The sequence below is a fragment of the Type-C symbiont of Plautia stali genome (assembly GCF_059730935.1).
Window position 1 is genome coordinate 2,614,510 of the sequence record NZ_AP035923.1, and the last position, 17,673, is coordinate 2,632,182.

At 54.5% G+C, this 17,673-nt stretch carries 16 protein-coding genes and 2 tRNA genes; 12 read left to right on the forward strand and 6 right to left on the reverse strand.

The window, feature by feature from the left end; genetic code table 11:
- Window positions 1–37 precede the first annotated feature (37 nt).
- The 4 genes from rutC to rutG are packed head-to-tail and all read left to right on the forward strand — an operon-like array spanning window position 38 to window position 3,140.
- Window positions 38–433 carry a pyrimidine utilization protein C gene (gene rutC, locus AC6I7J_RS12380; protein WP_152391145.1) on the forward strand — a complete coding sequence of 132 codons (396 nt, stop codon included), beginning with the start codon at window positions 38–40 and terminating at the stop codon, window positions 431–433.
- Window positions 433–1,233 carry a pyrimidine utilization protein D gene (gene rutD / locus AC6I7J_RS12385; protein WP_021508287.1) on the forward strand — a complete coding sequence of 267 codons (801 nt, stop codon included), beginning with the start codon at window positions 433–435 and terminating at the stop codon, window positions 1,231–1,233. Before rutC ends, rutD begins: the two co-directional genes overlap by 1 nt.
- Before the next feature lie 14 nt (window positions 1,234–1,247).
- A complete protein-coding gene (gene rutF, locus AC6I7J_RS12390; protein ID WP_166710250.1) occupies window positions 1,248–1,769 on the forward strand; it encodes an NADH-dependent FMN reductase RutF in 522 nt (173 codons plus the stop codon).
- A gap of 45 nt (window positions 1,770–1,814) precedes the next feature.
- Complete coding sequence (gene rutG / locus AC6I7J_RS12395; protein WP_021508289.1) at window positions 1,815–3,140, forward strand: pyrimidine utilization transport protein G; 1,326 nt, start codon at window positions 1,815–1,817, stop codon at window positions 3,138–3,140.
- Here rutG and AC6I7J_RS12400 read toward each other — a convergent pair.
- On the reverse strand, window positions 3,137–4,051 hold the full coding sequence (locus AC6I7J_RS12400) for a DMT family transporter (RefSeq protein ID WP_021508290.1): 915 nt from the start codon (window positions 4,049–4,051) through the stop codon (window positions 3,137–3,139). The two genes, rutG and AC6I7J_RS12400, sit on opposite strands and share 4 nt — an antisense overlap.
- Before the next feature lie 110 nt (window positions 4,052–4,161).
- Complete coding sequence (locus AC6I7J_RS12405; protein WP_010616548.1) at window positions 4,162–4,326, reverse strand: con-10 family general stress protein; 165 nt, start codon at window positions 4,324–4,326, stop codon at window positions 4,162–4,164.
- Window positions 4,327–5,730: 1,404 nt separating this feature from the next.
- Here AC6I7J_RS12405 and AC6I7J_RS12410 point away from each other — a divergent pair.
- The 4 genes from AC6I7J_RS12410 to AC6I7J_RS12425 all read left to right on the forward strand — a co-directional run bounded on the left by AC6I7J_RS12410 (window position 5,731) and on the right by AC6I7J_RS12425 (window position 12,216).
- The gene (locus AC6I7J_RS12410) at window positions 5,731–9,261 is read left to right on the forward strand and encodes an Ig-like domain-containing protein (protein WP_498005805.1); all 3,531 of its coding nucleotides are present in this window, start codon (window positions 5,731–5,733) and stop codon (window positions 9,259–9,261) included.
- Between the two features lie 657 nt (window positions 9,262–9,918).
- On the forward strand, window positions 9,919–10,539 hold the full coding sequence (wrbA, locus tag AC6I7J_RS12415; RefSeq protein WP_498005807.1) for an NAD(P)H:quinone oxidoreductase: 621 nt from the start codon (window positions 9,919–9,921) through the stop codon (window positions 10,537–10,539).
- Window positions 10,540–10,559: 20 nt separating this feature from the next.
- The gene (locus AC6I7J_RS12420) at window positions 10,560–10,790 is read left to right on the forward strand and encodes a YccJ family protein (protein WP_021508292.1); all 231 of its coding nucleotides are present in this window, start codon (window positions 10,560–10,562) and stop codon (window positions 10,788–10,790) included.
- Between the two features lie 52 nt (window positions 10,791–10,842).
- Entirely contained in the window at window positions 10,843–12,216 is a 1,374-nt protein-coding gene (locus AC6I7J_RS12425) for an NAD-dependent succinate-semialdehyde dehydrogenase (protein ID WP_260641284.1), read from the forward strand.
- 119 nt (window positions 12,217–12,335) lie between these two features.
- Here AC6I7J_RS12425 and agp read toward each other — a convergent pair whose 3' ends face one another.
- The 3 genes from agp to AC6I7J_RS12440 form a co-directional block, all read right to left on the reverse strand.
- Window positions 12,336–13,943, reverse strand: a complete 1,608-nt coding sequence (gene agp, locus AC6I7J_RS12430; RefSeq protein WP_498005809.1) for a bifunctional glucose-1-phosphatase/inositol phosphatase — start codon at window positions 13,941–13,943, stop codon at window positions 12,336–12,338.
- 256 nt (window positions 13,944–14,199) lie between these two features.
- A tRNA-Ser gene (locus AC6I7J_RS12435) sits at window positions 14,200–14,287 on the reverse strand.
- Window positions 14,288–14,326: 39 nt separating this feature from the next.
- Window positions 14,327–14,414 (reverse strand) — tRNA-Ser (locus AC6I7J_RS12440).
- Window positions 14,415–14,637: 223 nt separating this feature from the next.
- Here AC6I7J_RS12440 and yccA point away from each other — a divergent pair.
- Both yccA and tusE read left to right on the forward strand, forming a co-directional pair.
- Window positions 14,638–15,294, forward strand: a complete 657-nt coding sequence (gene yccA, locus AC6I7J_RS12445; protein ID WP_021508295.1) for an FtsH protease modulator YccA — start codon at window positions 14,638–14,640, stop codon at window positions 15,292–15,294.
- 100 nt (window positions 15,295–15,394) lie between these two features.
- Window positions 15,395–15,721, forward strand: a complete 327-nt coding sequence (gene tusE, locus AC6I7J_RS12450; protein WP_010616552.1) for a sulfurtransferase TusE — start codon at window positions 15,395–15,397, stop codon at window positions 15,719–15,721.
- Here tusE and yccX read toward each other — a convergent pair whose 3' ends face one another.
- Window positions 15,722–16,000, reverse strand: a complete 279-nt coding sequence (gene yccX / locus AC6I7J_RS12455) for an acylphosphatase (protein ID WP_058780790.1) — start codon at window positions 15,998–16,000, stop codon at window positions 15,722–15,724.
- A gap of 82 nt (window positions 16,001–16,082) precedes the next feature.
- Between yccX and rlmI the strand changes: the two genes are divergently transcribed.
- Entirely contained in the window at window positions 16,083–17,273 is a 1,191-nt protein-coding gene (rlmI, locus tag AC6I7J_RS12460; protein WP_132465277.1) for a 23S rRNA (cytosine(1962)-C(5))-methyltransferase RlmI, read from the forward strand.
- A gap of 59 nt (window positions 17,274–17,332) precedes the next feature.
- Window positions 17,333–17,650 (forward strand): heat shock protein HspQ, encoded by a 318-nt coding sequence (gene hspQ, locus AC6I7J_RS12465; protein WP_021508298.1) that lies wholly within the window; start codon window positions 17,333–17,335, stop codon window positions 17,648–17,650.
- Window positions 17,651–17,673: the final 23 nt, after the last annotated feature.

Here is a 17,673-nt window from a genome sequence, read left to right on the forward strand (position 1 = left end):
GTTTCACCTGCACGCTTAATAATAAGGACTCTGAGTCATGCCTAAAACAGTGATTATTCCTCCCGGCACCACGACGCCGATCGCTCCGTTTGTGCCCGGCACTTTAGCCGATGCCGTGGTGTACGTTTCCGGTACGCTGCCGTTCGATGCCGACAACAACGTGGTGCACGTCGGGGATGCGGCGGCGCAAACCCGCCACGTGCTGGAAACCATCAAAAAAGTGATCGAGACCGCCGGTGGCAGCCTGCAGGACGTCACTTTCAACTCGATTTTCATCACCGACTGGAGCAACTACGCGGCGGTAAACCAGGTGTATGCCGACTATTTTCCCGGCGACAAACCGGCGCGCTTCTGTATTCAGTGCGGTCTGGTGAAACCCGATGCGCTGATTGAAATCGCCAGCGTGGCACACATTGGCCGGCAGGAGGCGTAATGCATCTGGACATTCAGGGATTAAGCGCGCCCGACGCGCCGACGCTGGTACTGTCGTCCGGGCTGGGCGGCGTGGCCGCTTTCTGGCAACCGCAGCTGGCGGCACTGACGCCGCACTATCGCGTGGTGACCTACGATCAGCGCGGCACCGGTCGCAGCCCCGATACGCTGCCGGAAGGTTACAGCATGGCGATGATGGCAGCGGAACTGGCCGACGCGCTGGCGGAGCACGGCATCGAACAGTATGACATCGTGGGCCATGCGCTTGGCGGGCTGATTGGCCTGCAGCTGGCGCTTGATTATCCGCAGCGCGTCGGACGCGTAGTGGTGATCAACGGCTGGCTGGCGCTGGATGCCCACACCGAACGCTGCTTCCAGGTGCGTCAGGATCTGCTGCTCAACGTTGGTGTTGAAGCGTTTGTGCGCGCGCAGCCGCTGTTTCTTTATCCGGCCGAATGGCTGGCACGCCATCAGTCACGCATCAGCGCGGAGGATGTGCATCACGTGGCGCATTTCCAGGGCATGGAGAACCTGCTGCGGCGTCTGCACGCGCTGAAATCGGCCGATTTCCGTCCGCACGCCTCGCGAATCACCCAGCCGGTGCTGGCGATATGCAGTCAGGATGACCTGCTGGTGCCGTGGAGCTGCTCGCCGCAGCTGGCGCAGGCGCTGCCCAACGGCAGCCTGATTGAGATGCCGTGGGGCGGCCATGCCATGAGCGTGACCGATGCCGACAACTTTAATGCGCTGCTGCTGCGCTGGCTGGCGGACACCGCCACGCCGGCTCGCCGCGCCAGCTAATCACGGAGCCGATGATGAGCGTACATGAACTGCCTCTGCTGCCCGAAGTGAGCCAGCAGGCTTTCCGCGATGCCATGTCCGGCCTGGGCGCGGCGGTCAATATCATCACCACCGACGGGCCGGCCGGACGCGCCGGTTTTACCGCCACCGCGGTGTGCAGCGTCAGTGATACGCCGCCGACGCTGCTGGTCTGCCTCAATCGTAATGCATCGGTGTGGCCGATCTTCCGCGACAACGGCGTGCTGTGTGTGAACACGCTGGCCGCTGGCCAGGAATCGCTGTCAACGCTGTTTGGCGGTAAAACCCCGATGGCGGAACGTTTTGCCGCCGCCCACTGGCACACGCAGCACAGCGGCGCCCCGCTGCTGCAGGGGGCGCTGATGGCGTTCGACTGCACCATCACGCAGGTCGTCAGCGTGGCGACACACGACATTCTGTTTTGCAACGTGATGGCGCTGGAGCGCCATGATGCCCAGCCCGGTCTGATGTGGTTTGACCGTCGCTACCATGCCCTTTCACGGCAGGACGCCCGCTAACGCCGCACCGTGCGGCCCGGTTCGACCACTACCCTGGAGAAGACGATGGCGAGTTCCTGGTTCCCCCGCTGGCAGAAAAAGTCAGCCATGAGCGATAACGGGCTGATTGCCCCCGACGAAACCCTGCCGCTCGGGCAGACGTTCGTGCTGGGCCTGCAGCATGCGGTAGCAATGTTTGGCGCAACGGTGCTGATGCCGCTGCTAATGGGGCTGGACCCCAATCTGGCGATTCTGGTTTCCGGTATCGGCACCCTGCTGTTCTTTGTCATTACCGGTGGTCGCGTGCCGAGTTATCTCGGATCGAGCGCCGCGTTTGTCGGCGTGGTGATCGCCATTACCGGCTTCAACGGTCAGGGGCTCAATCCCAACCTGGCGCTGGCGCTGGGCGGCGTTATTGCCTGCGGCGCGCTCTACACGCTGATTGGCCTGGTGGTGATGAAAGTCGGTACCGGCTGGATTGAACGGCTGATGCCACCGGTGGTCACCGGTGCGGTAGTGATGGCCATCGGCCTTAATCTGGCACCGATTGCGGTGCACAGCGTCTCCGCCTCGATGTTTGATAGCTGGATGGCGGTGATGACGGTGCTGTGCATCGGGCTGGTGGCGGTGTTCACCCGCGGCATGGTGCAGCGGCTGCTGATTCTGGTCGGACTGATTGTCGCCTGGGCGCTGTACGCCCTGCTGACCAATGTGATGGGCTTCGGCAAGCCGGTGGATTTCAGCCGCGTGGCCAGCGCCGCGTGGTTTGGTCTGCCGCACACCACCGCGCCGGTATTTGATATGCAGGCAATCGTGATGATCGCACCGGTGGCGATTATTCTGGTGGCAGAGAACCTCGGCCATATTAAAGCGGTGGCGGGCATGACCGGGCGTAATCTCGATCCGTGGATGGGACGCGCGTTCGTCGGCGACGGCCTGGCAACCATGCTGTCCGGCTCCATCGGCGGCAGCGGCGTCACCACCTATGCCGAAAACATTGGCGTGATGGCGGTGACCAAAGTCTACTCCACGCTGGCGTTTGTCGCTGCGGCGCTGATTGCGCTGGTGCTGGGCTTTTCGCCTAAGTTCGGCGCGCTCATCCACACCATTCCCGGCCCGGTGATTGGCGGCGCTTCAATTGTGGTGTTTGGCTTAATCGCCGTGGCCGGCGCACGTATCTGGGTGCAAAACCATGTCGATTTTAGCCAGAACAGCAATCTGATTATGGTGGCGACCACGCTGGTGCTCGGTGCCGGGGATTTTGCGCTGAAGATTGGCAGCTTTACCCTCGGCGGCATCGGCACGGCCACCTTCGGTGCCATCATCCTCAACGCCATTCTGCAGCGGCGCGGTGCCGCGCTGACCCAGCCGGCGGCGCGCCCGCAGCCTTAAGGCTTCTGCGGTGCCTGCTCCGGCACCGCTTTTTTGCGCCGCAGGCGCAGTTCACTGACAATCACCCCGCAGACAATCAGTGCGCCGCCCAGCAGCGCCGCGGCCGGTAACCGTTCGCCGGCAATACGTCCGACCACACCGGCCCACACCGGCTCGCCGGCATAAATCACTGTGGCGCGCGTCGGCGAGACGCTGCGCTGCGCCCAGTTCATGGTGACCTGAATCAGCGCGCTGGCCGCGCCGAGGCCCAGCGCGCTGAACAACAGCGGCGCCGATAGCGTGGGTAAAGATTCGCCGTTGGGCAGCATCAGCACGAAGGCGCAGGCCGAAGCCACCAGCAGCTGTACCAGCGTTACGCGGCGCACATCGACCTGCCCGGCGTAGCGGCTGATAAGAATGATCTCGGCGGCAATGGCGAGGGTGCTGAGCAGCGTGGCGATCTCACCGGCATTCAGCGTCAGGCTGCCATCCTGCGGACCCGCCACCAGCACCAGACCGGTGAACGCCAGCAAAATGCCCAGCCACGCCATCAGGCCCGGCGGCCGGCGCAGAAACAGCCATTGCAACAGCGGCACCACCGGCACGTAAAGTGCCGTCAGAAACGCCGACTGGCTGCTGGAAATGGTTTGCATACCCCAGGTTTGCAATCCGTAACCGCCGGCAATCGCCACGCCAATCAGCGCACCCGCTTTGATTTCCAGCCAGGTAATGTGACGCAAATAGCGGCGAAAGAAAAAGGCCAGCAGCAGCGAGGCGGTAGCGAAACGCAGCCCGACAAAAAAGAACGGCCCCGAATGCGCCATGGCGCGATGCACCACCAGAAAGGTGCCACCCCAGACCATAGTGATAAAAATAAGTACCAGCTCCTGACGCGTAATACGCAGGCTGAGGCGGGAAGTGGAAGCAGACATAACGCACCAGAATAGAGGACTGGCGCACATTTTTGCTGATTAGCCGGGCAAATTGCAATCATTGTAACCGCCGGGCGTACCCGGCGGCCGGGGATACCGTCACAGACGCACTATTTTTTCGCGCGGCTGCGTCCCCCCTTTTCACCTGCTTCGGCAGCACGCTGCGGATCATTTCTGAAATTCCCGCCGCTGTTTTTACCGCCTTTACGACCCGCTTCCGCGGCCCTTTCGCGATCTTCCGCGAAGTTGCCTGATCCTCCACGATGTTGAGCCATCATTTCCTCCAGGTATTGAGCATAGGTGGTGAAGACATTTCACTGCGCAAACAGTGTCAGGTCAGGTGCGTAATATTTCGCCACACCCGCTTAAAGCATAGCCAATGGATACGCACAATCAGGCACATATTCATACTTTGCAACAGATAAACCGCTTAGCATCGTTTTTATGGCGAGATATTCAGCTGAAAAACAAGCGGTTAGTGGCAGAAGTCGCAGCGCGATATCCATGACTGTTCAATGGCTGACCAGCATAGCGCGCAGCCTCTTCTATACTTCTTTCTGTTGATTATCAATAAATCGTTGAATATTAACTGATAAATTAGAGTCATTGAAATTCCATAAAAGAGATAAATTCATGAGGATAGAAATTCTCCCTAAGATTTTAAAATCTCAGTTAATTAAATAGAATAGGAATTTTAATAACACCTTTTCAGTATTTCACACTTTACTATATGATCATATAATTTCTCACCCGAATAAAAACAATAAATAGCTTTTAAAAACATTCAAATGACTAACATGATTTACTTCAATTCATTAAGAACTAATGAAACCAGGCAAAAAAAATTAAGTCACCCTCCATCAACATGCGAAAAAGCATTCCACCCATTTATTACCCCCTGAGTTTTAAAGTAAATTATTTTTTTCTTTTCCCCTTTTCGGCCTGGCTGAACAATAACTCTGAAATATAATTGATATAGGCATTTACATTCTTGAAAAAAACAGAAAAATCAATGTGTTACCTCGCTCTATAGACGCACTTACAAAACACTATGGAAATCGAAAGAGTATAGTTTACACCCATAATGCAGTTAAACCTCAGGCACCTTCATCTATTTTGGATTACTGAATGAAAGTACCACCCTCCAGGTTCTCATCGCATAAATTCCTAAAGCATCAAAATTAATGCACATGATCATTCAAGATAATTATACCTAATTACCACTCGGATCGTATTTCTTGTAGGAACAACAATTTAATTGGAATTATAGGCCATGTGATATAGGCATTAGCATATGCATGTAAATTATTCGCCATTATTATTTTCACATAAACTCTTTAATTGGAAAGTGTTTTCTGACTACGGCAGATTCTTTACTATTAATAAATTTTTAACGATACCTTAAGCATCGACAAAGTTGTGACGCCCTTGCATGAACAATCAGAGAGGTGCGTTGGATTGGTTAGCCACTAATACTCATTCGTCAGACGATGCTCTCTTAACTTAAGCAACAAGTCCTAAGATTAGCGAGTGGAACCTGACACGAGTGGTTCGAACGCTGTGAAAAAATATGTGTTTTAGAAATTTTCCAAGACATTTCTGGCATTTTTCCCTTTGAAACTATTCGATAATTACCGCATTTCTTCAGATAAGCTATTACTTCACACAGGAATTCTTTTATGTCTCAGTCTGTCTTAACAGTTACCAATACAGTTGATACCAAATCCTCTAAGCCGCTAGTCTTGACGCCGGGTAAGGGAACTATGTACATCAATGCAACTCATGGTCAGCGTATAGTTATTTCAGAAGCGCAGTTGAGTGGTAAACCCGGAAAACTTTTAATAAAGCGCATCGGAAAAAACCTTCAACTGTCTTTATCTGGCGATGAAGAGCCACTCTTAATCATATATGATTACTATAGTAATGAAGCACGCTTGCAAGGTATTGGAGAAGATGGATTTGTACATAATTTAATCATTAATGCCAATGAAGAAAAACCAACCGAACTGGATGAAGGCGATGAGGCTTATGTTTATTTAAGTAGCTTAAGTGATAATCCCCCCCCCTCATCACCACCTGGACCAACCAGTAGTGCATGGAAGGCGATGAGTGCTTTTGCCGGATTACTTGGTATTGGTGGGCTAATTCGTGTTATGCAAAATCAACACAGTGGTCCAGATGAGGCAACTCCTTCAGCACCAATTATAATACAGGCTGTTGATAACGTTGGTTCCCATACTGGCATGCTTGAAAGTAATAACGTTACAGATGACGCTCAACCACGATTTGAAGGGCATTTGAGCCAGCCAGGTGAATTAATTACTTTATATGCCGACGGAATCGTTGTTGGTTCAACTATTGTTGCAGAAGATGGTAGCTGGTCTTTGATGCCTGATTTTGCTCTTTCTCATGGCTCACATAATTTCTATGCAACAGCTACTTCTGTAAAGGGTATTGTTAGCGACATTTCAAATCCATTTAAACTTAATATTGATCTGATTGCACCGGAGCAGCCTATACTCACCCAGGCGATTGATAGTACGGGGGTAAATAAAGGCGTTATAGCCAACGGAGGCATCACTGATGATAACCGCCCGATATTCTCAGGCACAGCCGAGCCCGGCACGCGAATTGACTTTACGCTGAATGGTACAAATATTGGATCTGTGATAGTATCTGTAGATGGTAAATGGTCATGGCAACCAGACACATTTCTAATAGACGGCCCATACAAATTTATTATGTGCGCGTTCGACCCGGCAGGTAATATGAGTATCCCCTCCTTGCCTTTTAACTTTACAGTCGATACTCAGATATTAAAACCACAAATTGAAACCATGTTTGATGCAGTAGAAGGTGGTGCAGAGGGCTTTCTTTCTAAAGATGGTGTAGGTCTTACAAACGACGCCCGCCCGCTCCTGTCCGGCCGGGCCGAGGCCGGCAGCCTCGTGACCATCTACGACGGCGGGGTCGCGATCGCCAGCGTCACCGCGGATGAGGCCGGCGACTGGGCCTGGCAGTACCCCGCCGGACAGCGCTTCAGCGAGGGCGAACACACGCTCACGGTCAGGGCCGTGGACGCCGCCGGCAACCTCTCCGCCGGCTCCGATCCCTTCGTCATCACCGTGGACACCGTTATCGCCCAGCCCGCTATCGCCAGCGTCACCGACGCCGCCGCCGGCGGCGTCAGCGGCCCCCTGCCCGCCGACGGCACCGGGCTGACCAACGACGCCCGCCCGCTCCTCTCCGGCCGGGCCGAGGCCGGCAGCCTCGTGACCATCTACGACGGCGGGGTCGCGATCGCCAGCGTCACCGCGGATGAGGCCGGCAACTGGGCCTGGCAGTACCCCGCCGGACAGCGCTTCAGCGAGGGCGAACACACGCTCACGGTCAGGGCCGTGGACGCCGCCGGCAACCTCTCCGCCGGCTCCGACCCCTTCATCATCACCGTGGACACCGTTATCGCCCAGCCTATTATTAGTACGGTTATTGATGCCGTCTCTGGTGGAGTTAATGGTCCACTACCGGCGGATGACGCTGGCCTTACAAATGACAGTCGTCCGGCTATGAGCGGCCGTGCCGAGGCCGGCAGCCTCGTGACCATCTACGACGGCGGGGTCGCGATTGCCAGCGTCACCGCGGATGAGGCCGGCGACTGGGCCTGGCAGTACCCCGCCGGACAGCGCTTCAGCGAGGGCAAACACATGCTCACAGTGATAGCTGTCGATGTTGCGGGCAATCAATCTGGAGTTTCTAATACCTTTGTATTAACAGTTGATACTATATTACCTTCAGCATCACCTATTGTTGCTAGTAGCGTTGACGTTACAAAGATCTGGTCCGGCAGTACCACTAACGATAAGCGACCACAGATAAGTGGAACAGGCGAAGCTGGAACGCTAATGCATATTTATCAGAATGGGATTGTCGTCGGCTCGCTTAAAGTTTCTCAATCCGGTAACTGGACATGGCAACCCGAGAAGGATCTTTCAGACGGGAGTTACGATTTCCAGGTCACTTATCAGGATAATGCCGGTAATACGGCCAGAACTGCGCCAATCAGCGTCAACGTTGATACGGTTGTACCTGACGCCGCATCCAATATTGAGTGGGATGGACAAAACCTGAGAGTTGAATTTGATGGTAGCAGCTATCAAGTGGGCGATCGCATCGTAATGAATATAGATGGTCAGGACCATAACTACATTCTCAAACAAAGCGACCTGGATGCTAATGAAGTCGTCCTTGACTGGCCCTCATCGGAGCACGGTAATTTTGACGTCCTGGATGTCAAAATTATTGATAGCGTTGGAAATACCTCTAATGGGTTGAAACTGAATAAAGACTTTGGAATTTCACATACTGAAAACTTTGAAAAACAACCAGCCGGAGCTTTCACCGCCAATCAGGTGTTCAATTTCTCTGGATTTGATCTAAAAGTCATCAACCCAGGTAATGGAGGTGGTTTTTTTAAAGGAAGAGCAGGCTGGGATTTACCTTCACCGACAATGGCACTGACTCTCTCCGCTGGTACTAAAATTGAAATCGAGTTGCCAGACGGGAATAGCGATTACATATCATTTGATGCAGGCGATTTCAACAACATAGAACAATTTACGGTTATTTTTTACGATAAAAACGGGATCGAAGTTGACAGACAAATATTAACTCCTAGCGGGGGGATCACCCAAAAAATAACAGCAACCGTTCCTTACGGCATGACTTTCTCAAAGGTCAGCCTTGAGTTAAATGTGTCGGGCGTCTGGATAGATAATATTGAAATAGGGAAAACCTCGTATCATAGCTCAGTGGATGAAACTTTATCTTACACTGGGTTAAATAACATTGACATTGCTTTAAATGAAACTACACAAATATCTCCCGAAATCAACACTACTGAAGCGGCTCTAAAAATTGAAAGTGACGATCTTGGATTAAAATTGAAAAACTTAACTCTTAATGCAAATGACATTATCGTAGACAATAATGAGAACATCTTCACCAATGAAAACTTGGAGCAACTAACAAATGAGGATTGTAATGAAGGTGAAATAAAGTTGAGCAATCTATTAGATGAAAACAGCAATATTGATAGCTGGGATAGCCATGAATACTATACTTCTGGCCAGGAGTGTTTTGATATTATGAAGCCACTTGATAAATATATTGATCCAATTACTCAGCAAGAGGCAAGCACTCAATTCGAATGATTAATGACGTTATAGATTAAATCAAAAAACGCCTTTTAAATTAGCGCGGCATCTTAGCCGCGCAGTTTTAAATAATTAACAGAAACCATAACCAATAGCCACAACTATTGCCTGCGCAATCACGCGATTTTGATCCACTAAATTTTCAAATAAAATAAATCAACCTTGCCGCAACATCCTTTCCAAGAAAAAATCATCTTGTACCCCACCTCAATAAAACCCAATAAAACCCTTAGCAGGTGGATCAGGAGTTATAAAAAGCAAGGCAGGGAAAGAATTATCTATCGAAGCACTCCTATTATTTAACTCCGGAATTATTAATACTGACAACAATTAGCAGGCGATAATAAAGCAAGTATTGTTAATATTTGTATACAATAACATTCATAACGAATAAAAATAATTCAACTTCCAGCGAGATGGTCTCGGTTACTGCTGATGATTTTATACTTCTGGAAAAAATGGATTATCTTCACCCTAACAGTGCTTAGTTACTGCCTTTAACTTCATAGCGTCGCGCTAATATTAAAATCCATATTTTTTTGCGTTTGCAAAACGTTAGCTAAGACGTTAGTCCGGATGATTCAATGCATGTAAGAGACCATTAATTTTATGTGCTACGCTTCATGAAGGTACCATCATTGGAGAGATAGGAATATGCAACATCAAGATCGTGTTAAAGCAAAAATTCTGGTGCTTTATTACTCCATGTATGGACATATAGAAACCATGGCTAACGCAGTGGCGGACGGTGCGAAGAGCGTGAGCGGTGCCGAAGTCACCATTCTGCGCGTGCCGGAAAGTATGGATGCCGAACGGTTTGCTCAGGTCGGCGGGAAGGTTAATCAGCCGGCGGCGGAAGCCAAACCGGACGACCTGCCGCAGTACGATGCCATCATCGTCGGCACCCCGACGCGCTTCGGCAATATGTCCGGTCAGATGCGTAATTTCTGGGACCGCACCGGCGGCCTGTGGGCCTCTGGCGCGCTGTACGGCAAGATTGCCAGCGTGTTTGCGTCTACCGGCACCGGCGGCGGTCAGGAGCAGACTATCACCTCGGTGTGGACCACCCTGGCACATCACGGCATGGTGATTGTGCCCATCGGCTACGGCACCAAAGAGTTGTTTGATATTTCGCAGGTGCGTGGCGGTACGCCGTATGGCGCAACCACGCTGGCGGGCGGTGACGGATCGCGCCAGCCCTCGGCGGAAGAACTGGAAATTGCCCGTTATCAGGGCCAATACGTCGCCGGTCTGGCGGTAAAACTGAAAGGATAAATTCCCAACAGGAGAGAGTTATGGCAACAGAACAGTTTAAAGCTCACCACGTGGGCGAATGGGCGACCTTACGTCACACTTCACCGGAAATAGCTGAAGCAATTTTCGAAGTGGCGAATTATGACGAACGGCTTGCCGAAGAGATCTGGCGCCAGCAAGGCAGCGATGAGGTGTTATTCCGCGCGTTTGAGAAAACCGACCAGGACGTCCTGACGTGGGACGATAAGCCGGTCGAACGTAAAAACATCTGAAGCACAGGCGGGCATGTCCCGCCTTCTCATTTTTAGCCGTCAGGGAGCCTTTATGTCAGCCTATCAAAGCATTAATCCGGCCAACAATCAGCTGCTGAAAACCTGGCCATCACACGATGACAGCTACGCGCAGCAGGCGCTGCACACCGCCGATGCACTCTACCATTCGCCATGGAGCAAAGGCGATATTCAGCCGCGTCTGCAGGTGCTGCAGCGTCTGGCAGAGTTGATCGACCAGCGCAGCGAAGAGCTGGCCACCATTGCCAGCAAAGAGATGGGTAAGCTGATTGGCCAGAGCCGCGGCGAAGTGAAAATCTGCGCCAGCATCGCGCGCTATTATGCCGAACACGCGGCAAGGCTGTTGCAGGCACAGCCCTATCCCAGCGATGTCGGTGATGCCTGGCTCGAGTACCATCCGATTGGCGTGGTAGTGGCCGTCGAGCCGTGGAATTTCCCGTATTATCAGCTGATGCGCGTGCTGGCACCGAACCTGGCACTGGGCAACCCGGTGCTGGCGAAACATGCCAACATTGTGCCGCACTGTGCCGACGTGTTTGAAAAGCTGGTGCTGGAAGCCGGCGCGCCGCAGGGCGCGTGGACCAATCTGTTTATCTCTAACCAGCAGGTGGCCGATCTGATTGCCGATCCGCGCGTGCAGGGTGTGGCGCTCACCGGTTCAGAGCGCGCCGGCAGCGCGGTGGCTGAGCAGGCCGGTAAGCACCTGAAAAAATCCACGCTAGAACTAGGTGGTAACGATGTGTTTGTGGTGCTGGACGATGCCGATATTGATGAAGCGGTGCGCCAGGGGGCGCAGGCGCGGCTCAGCAACTGCGGTCAGGTATGTACTGCGGCCAAGCGCTTTATTCTGCATGAAAAGATTGCCGATCACTTTATGGCTAAGTTTAGCGCGGCGCTGCAATCCGCGACGCCCGGCGATCCGTTAGATGAAAAAACCACGCTGGGGCCGCTGTCGTCACAGGATGCACGTGACCGGCTGGTGAAACAGGTGGACGAGGCGGTGGCGCATGGCGCACGCGTGGAGTGCGGCGGACGCGTAATCGACGGCGTCGGTTGCTACTACCAGCCAACCATCCTGACCGGCCTGACGCCGGATAACCCGGCTTATTATCAGGAGTTTTTCGGCCCGGTGGCGCAGGTGTATGTGGTGGCGGACGACCGTGCTGCCGTAGCGCTGGCTAACGATTCGCACTACGGTTTGGGCGGTTCCGTGTGGACGCGGGACATTGCGCGCGGGCGCAACATGGCTTCGCAGATTGAGACCGGCATGGTATTTATCAATTCGCAGAGCGATACCGCGGCTGAGCTGCCGTTCGGCGGCGTGAAGCGTTCCGGCTATGGCCGTGAACTGTCCGATCTCGGGCTGAAGGAGTTTGCTAACCAGAAACTGGTCGTAGTAGCCGGTTAAACGGCATAAAACCACCGTTGAACTGAACGGTGGTTTTATTCGATTGACTGCGGTGCGCGTCAATGCGCAGCCAGTAACAACACAGCAGGGTCGCCACGCATGGCGACCCTGCTGGCGTTTTAGTTGCTGGCCGCTGCCGGCTGTTGCGCAGGTTTCGCGTCCGCCTCCGGCTTCGCCGGCGCTGCCTCAGCCTGGGCTTTCTGCGCCGCTGCGGCATCGGCTTTCGCCTTCTCCTCTGCGGCCTTCTGAGCGCTGGCCTTCTCAGCTCTGGCTTTGTCGTCCGCCGCTTTTTGCGCCGCGGCCTTGTCCGCCTTCACTTTTTCCTCGGCGGCTTTGGCGTCAGCGGCTTTCTGTGCTGCAGCTTTATCAGCCGCCGCTTTATCTGCGCTGGCCTGATCCGCTTTGGCCTGTGCGTCATCGCTGGCTGCCGGCGCGGCAGCAGGCTGTGCGACCGGTGCCGGTGCGGCTGGCTGCAGCGGTGTACCCTGCAGCGCGTTGTTCAGCGCGCTGATGAACTGATCCCAGCTGCAGTAGCCGTTGGCGTCAGTGTCACACCCCGCCAGCTGCAGTGTAACGCGCTTCGGTGGGTTCTTCAGGCTCAGCACATCGGCATTACGCAGCTGATCCGCCGTCTGATAGACATACTCCACTTTCAGCAGATCTTTATTGTTCTTCGCATCGTGCCAGCGTTCAAACACTACCTGGCCGCCAATCGGGGTTTTCTCGTCGTTACCCGGCAGCTCGTATGGCTTAACCTGCAGCGCGCTCAGCAATGACGCGATATTCGAATCGTGTCCGACCATCAGCGTGACTTTTGGCGCGGTGGCTTTATCCTGATCGACCAGCTGGCTGCGGATGTAATCCACCAGCGGTGCGGCAACGTCACGCGCCACTTCCGGCGCGGTAAACAGCGCATCCTGATAGCCATTCTTGATCGCCGCCAGCTCTTTCCACTGTTCAGGCGTTTTGATTTGTCCCCAGGCAACCTGATCCGCCGGGAAACCTTCGTAATATTGCAGCGTGAAGGCGTCGACCAGCGAGTTACCCACTTTCAGCGGGCCATTGACGCCGGGCTCTTTGCCGTTTTCCGCGCTGAAGGTGTTGTCGCCGCTGCTCAGGTCGCACTGTTTCTTGCCGTTACAGGCCGGAGCTGATTTGTAATCCACGATTTTTTCCAGCCGCTGGAAGGCCGGCTTCAGCGCCAGCTTCTCATTGGCTGCGGTCATCGCCGCCAGCGCTTTCTTGTTAAACGCTTCGCTGCCATCGGTGATTACCGGATTGAAGATCGGGTCCATAGTGCCCATCGCATCCTGATGGGTGACAGCGATATCGCAGCCCGGGAAAGCACCGGTGACGAAATACTGCGCCGTCGCAACGGTGCGCTGCAGGCTGTTGGCATAGACAAAGATGTTGCTGCTGTCCGGACAGGTGCCGTTCTGTACCAGCCCCTGCTGGGCCAGCCACTGACGGGTGTAGTTACCCATGTAGACTTCCAGCACGCCGCCTTTGGTGGTCAGCTCACCGCCGGGCACATCCCACTGCGGCCAGCTTTTTTTCGTCGCCTGCTCCAGCACGCTGCCGTTGTTGGCCAGCGGAGCACGCAGGTTGTGACGACTCAGCATCAGGACCTGCTGCAGTTGCATGTCGCCATCTGCGGCGTAAGCGCTCATACCCATCGGCAGCGCCGCGATCACTGACAGCGCGCAAAGACTCAGTTTCTTGATCATTGTGCCTATTCCATAATTCATCAGGGAAACACTCTGGCATTCAAGCGATTAGCTCGCCAAAGAGCGAATTACCGCACAGTGTAACCCAGCTTGCCTGAGAAAATCGCCAGATGTTTGCAAAAACCGTGCATCGACTATAGCAGTAAACGCGCTGGCCGTCGGGTTACGGCAGCAGATTGAAAAGCTTCAGGATGTTTTTCAGAAGGATGGAAAGCAGAAAAGCGAAAAGCCCGCATCGCTGCGGGCTTCTCTTATATGGCGGAGGAACAGAGATTCGAACTCTGGGATGGTTTCCCATCGGCGGTTTTCAAGACCGCTGCCTTAAGCCACTCGGCCATCCCTCCTGAAATCTTTTTGTCACCTCACACTGCGAGAGTGTGAAGTGGCGGAGGAGGAGAGATTCGAACTCTCGGATGGTTTCCCATCGGCGGTTTTCAAGACCGCTGCCTTAAGCCGCTCGGCCACCCCTCCGCAATGAGGCGCACTATAAACATCCCCCCGAACGATGTAAAGCATCCGATGATTCGTTCGCCTGAAAAACAGTCAAAAATGATTTTTTTGCCGTCTTAATCGTCATTCTGCTCAGTGAAACAGCAATTTATCGCGTAAAGATGGGTAAAACGCCTTTTCTGTCCTCTGACCGTTGCGTATTCTCAGGCCATATTTGGTGTTCTCTCTCTAACAGGAGCGCATGATGGACAGAATAATTAGCTCGTCACAGCAGCAGTCGCTACTCAGCACCCATAAAGTGCTGCGCAATACTTATTTCTTACTTGGCCTGACGCTGGCGTTTTCCGCCGTCACCGCCACACTCAGCACCGTTTACGCCCTGCCCTCGCCGGGACTGATTCTGATGCTGGTGGGCTTTTACGGGCTGATGTTCCTGACCTATCGCCTGGCGAACAGCCCGGCGGGTATTCTGGCCGCGTTTGCCTTCACCGGCTTCCTCGGTTACTGCCTCGGTCCGATTCTCAGCTCGTTCCTCACCGCCGGTATGGGTGATGTTATCGCCATGGCGCTGGGCGGCACCGCGCTGGTGTTCTTCTGCTGTTCCGCCTATGTCCTGACCACGCGTCGCGACATGTCTTTCCTTGGCGGCATGATGATGGCCGGCTTTGTGGTGCTGCTGGTGGCTGTGGTTGCCAATATCTTCCTGCAGCTGCCTGCGCTGCACCTGGCGATCAGCGCCCTGTTTATTCTGTTCTCTGCCGGTGCCATTTTGTGGGAAACCAGCAACATCATTCAGGGCGGTGAAACCAACTACATTCGCGCCACCGTCAGCCTGTATGTCTCGCTGTACAACATCTTTGTCAGCCTGCTGAGCCTGCTGGGCTTCGCCAACCGTGACTAAGACGTAAAGCACGCACCGTTAAACCCCGCTCCGGCGGGGTTTTTGCTTTTTATCCGCCGCCGCCTTTACAATGGGCGCGCTGACGATATGAGGAAACAACGTGATTTTTGCCGGTAAAGAGATTGCCACTGACGCGGAAGGCTATCTGAAAAATAGCGCCGACTGGAGTGAAGCGCTGGCGCAGGCCATCGCCCAGCAGGAAGCGATTGAGATGAGTGAAGCGCACTGGGAAGTGGTGCACTTTGTGCGTGATTTTTATCAGCAGTTTAATACCTCGCCGGCGGTGCGCATGCTGGTCAAAGCCATGGCGCAAAAATATGGCGAAGAGAAAGGCAACAGCCGCTATCTGTTTCGCCTGTTCCCGGAAGGTCCGGCCAAACAGGCCACTAAAATCGCCGGCCTGCCAAAACCGGCGAAGTGTCTGTGATCATCCGGTAGTAAACCGCGTCGGCCGCTCCGCCAGCTGATGCGGCTCCACCAGCACCTTATCGACCCGGGCACTGGGCGGTCCGCCCGCCTTCAGCCACGTAATCAGTGACTCCACCTGCTGCGCTTCTCCCGCCGCCAGGACCTCCACGCTGCCATCCGCCAGATTATGCGCATAGCCGGTGACGCCCAGTGCGTTCGCCTGCGCCTGGGTGTAATAACGGAAGCCCACGCCCTGCACCCTGCCGTGAACCCAGATTTTGTAACCTGTCGTCGCCATGGCGATCTCCCCTTTGTGCGTTGCATTTTGCCGCCATCCACCGGAAAATGGCGCCTCATTTTTTCAGGTAAGCATAGCAAACATGACCGTTCGATTGATTCTCGCTAAGGGACGTGAAAAATCCCTGCTCCGCCGCCATCCGTGGGTGTTCTCCGGGGCCGTTGCCCGTATGGAAGGTAAAGCCCAGTCGGGTGAAACCATTGATATCTGTGACAGCAACGGCAAATGGCTGGCCCGCGCCGCCTACTCTCCTCAGTCACAAATTCGCGCGCGCGTCTGGAGCTGGCAGCAGGATGAGTCAATCGACATCGCCTTCTTTGTGCGCACGCTGCAAAAAGCCCAGCAGTGGCGCGACTGGCTGGCACAGCGCGACGGGCTGGACAGCTATCGTTTGATTGCCGGCGAGTCCGATGGACTGCCGGGCGTCACGATTGATCGCTTCGGTAACTTCCTCGTGCTGCAACTGCTGTCGGCCGGGGCGGAGTATCAGCGTCCGGCTCTCGTCTCGGCGCTGCAGCAGTGCTATCCCAACTGCGCCATCTACGACCGCTCGGACGTGGCAGTGCGCAAGAAAGAGGGACTGGAGCTGGCGCAGGGTCCGGTAAGCGGTGAGCTGCCGCCTGCGCTGCTGCCGATAACCGAGCACGGCATGCAGCTGCTGGTGGATATTCAGGGCGGTCACAAGACCGGTTATTACCTCGATCAGCGCGACAGCCGTTTTGCCACCCGACGTTATGCAGAAAATGCCCGCGTGCTTAACTGCTTCTCCTACACCGGCGGCTTTGCGGTCTCTGCCCTGCTTGGCGGCTGCGGGGAAGTGATCAGCGTGGATACCTCGCAGGACGCCCTTGACGTAGCAAAACAGAACGTGGCGCTTAACGGGCTGGATGTCTCACGCGCGCAGTTCCTGCGTGACGATGTGTTCAAACTGCTGCGTCGCTACCGCGACAGCGGCGAGAAGTTCGACATGATCGTCATGGATCCGCCGAAATTCGTTGAGAATAAAAACCAGCTGATGGGTGCCTGCCGCGGCTATAAAGACATCAATATGCTGGCGATGCAGCTGCTGAATCCGGGCGGCATTCTGCTGACTTTCTCCTGTTCCGGGCTGATGGCCACCGAGCTGTTCCAGAAAATTATCGCCGATGCCGCTGTTGATGCCGGTCGTGATGTACAATTTATAGAGCAGTTCCGTCAGGCAGCCGACCATCCGGTGATAGCCAGCTATCCTGAAGGGCTTTATCTGAAAGGCTTTGCCTGTCGCGTGCTGTGACTTGAAAACGCTGTCCCTGCCCCCATATCGGTGGCAGGGCAAAGTTTTGGGAGGTCACAATGATTGCCAGTAAATTTGGAATTGGACAGCAGGTCCGGCACCGTCTCTCCGGGGTGCTCGGCGTGATTGTGGATGTCGACCCGGAGTATTCGCTGGACGATCCGCAGCTGGATGAGGTTGGCGCGACGGAATCGCTGCGTGCCGCTCCCTGGTATCACGTGGTGATGGAAGATGAGGAAGGCGAACAGGTGCATACCTATATCGCTGAGATTCAGCTGGCCGGCGAAACCTCGTTCGAACATCCGGAACAGCCCTCCATGGATGAGCTGGCCGCCTCGATCCGCCAGCAGCTGCAGGCGCCCAGCCTGCGGCATTAAGGGTACGGCGACTGCGCGTCGCC

What these genes read in the sequence shown, in the direction of transcription:
- rutC (WP_152391145.1), top strand. Translation starts at nt 38, where the DNA reads ATGCCTAAAACAGTGATTATTCCTCCCGGCACCACGACGCCGATCGCT.
- rutD (WP_021508287.1), top strand. Translation starts at nt 433, where the DNA reads ATGCATCTGGACATTCAGGGATTAAGCGCGCCCGACGCGCCGACGCTG.
- rutF (WP_166710250.1), top strand. Translation starts at nt 1,248, where the DNA reads ATGAGCGTACATGAACTGCCTCTGCTGCCCGAAGTGAGCCAGCAGGCT.
- rutG (WP_021508289.1), top strand. Translation starts at nt 1,815, where the DNA reads ATGGCGAGTTCCTGGTTCCCCCGCTGGCAGAAAAAGTCAGCCATGAGC.
- AC6I7J_RS12400 (WP_021508290.1), bottom strand. Translation starts at nt 4,051, where the DNA reads ATGTCTGCTTCCACTTCCCGCCTCAGCCTGCGTATTACGCGTCAGGAG.
- AC6I7J_RS12405 (WP_010616548.1), bottom strand. Translation starts at nt 4,326, where the DNA reads ATGGCTCAACATCGTGGAGGATCAGGCAACTTCGCGGAAGATCGCGAA.
- AC6I7J_RS12410 (WP_498005805.1), top strand. Translation starts at nt 5,731, where the DNA reads ATGTCTCAGTCTGTCTTAACAGTTACCAATACAGTTGATACCAAATCC.
- wrbA (WP_498005807.1), top strand. Translation starts at nt 9,919, where the DNA reads ATGCAACATCAAGATCGTGTTAAAGCAAAAATTCTGGTGCTTTATTAC.
- AC6I7J_RS12420 (WP_021508292.1), top strand. Translation starts at nt 10,560, where the DNA reads ATGGCAACAGAACAGTTTAAAGCTCACCACGTGGGCGAATGGGCGACC.
- AC6I7J_RS12425 (WP_260641284.1), top strand. Translation starts at nt 10,843, where the DNA reads ATGTCAGCCTATCAAAGCATTAATCCGGCCAACAATCAGCTGCTGAAA.
- agp (WP_498005809.1), bottom strand. Translation starts at nt 13,943, where the DNA reads ATGATCAAGAAACTGAGTCTTTGCGCGCTGTCAGTGATCGCGGCGCTG.
- yccA (WP_021508295.1), top strand. Translation starts at nt 14,638, where the DNA reads ATGGACAGAATAATTAGCTCGTCACAGCAGCAGTCGCTACTCAGCACC.
- yccX (WP_058780790.1), bottom strand. Translation starts at nt 16,000, where the DNA reads ATGGCGACGACAGGTTACAAAATCTGGGTTCACGGCAGGGTGCAGGGC.
- rlmI (WP_132465277.1), top strand. Translation starts at nt 16,083, where the DNA reads ATGACCGTTCGATTGATTCTCGCTAAGGGACGTGAAAAATCCCTGCTC.
- hspQ (WP_021508298.1), top strand. Translation starts at nt 17,333, where the DNA reads ATGATTGCCAGTAAATTTGGAATTGGACAGCAGGTCCGGCACCGTCTC.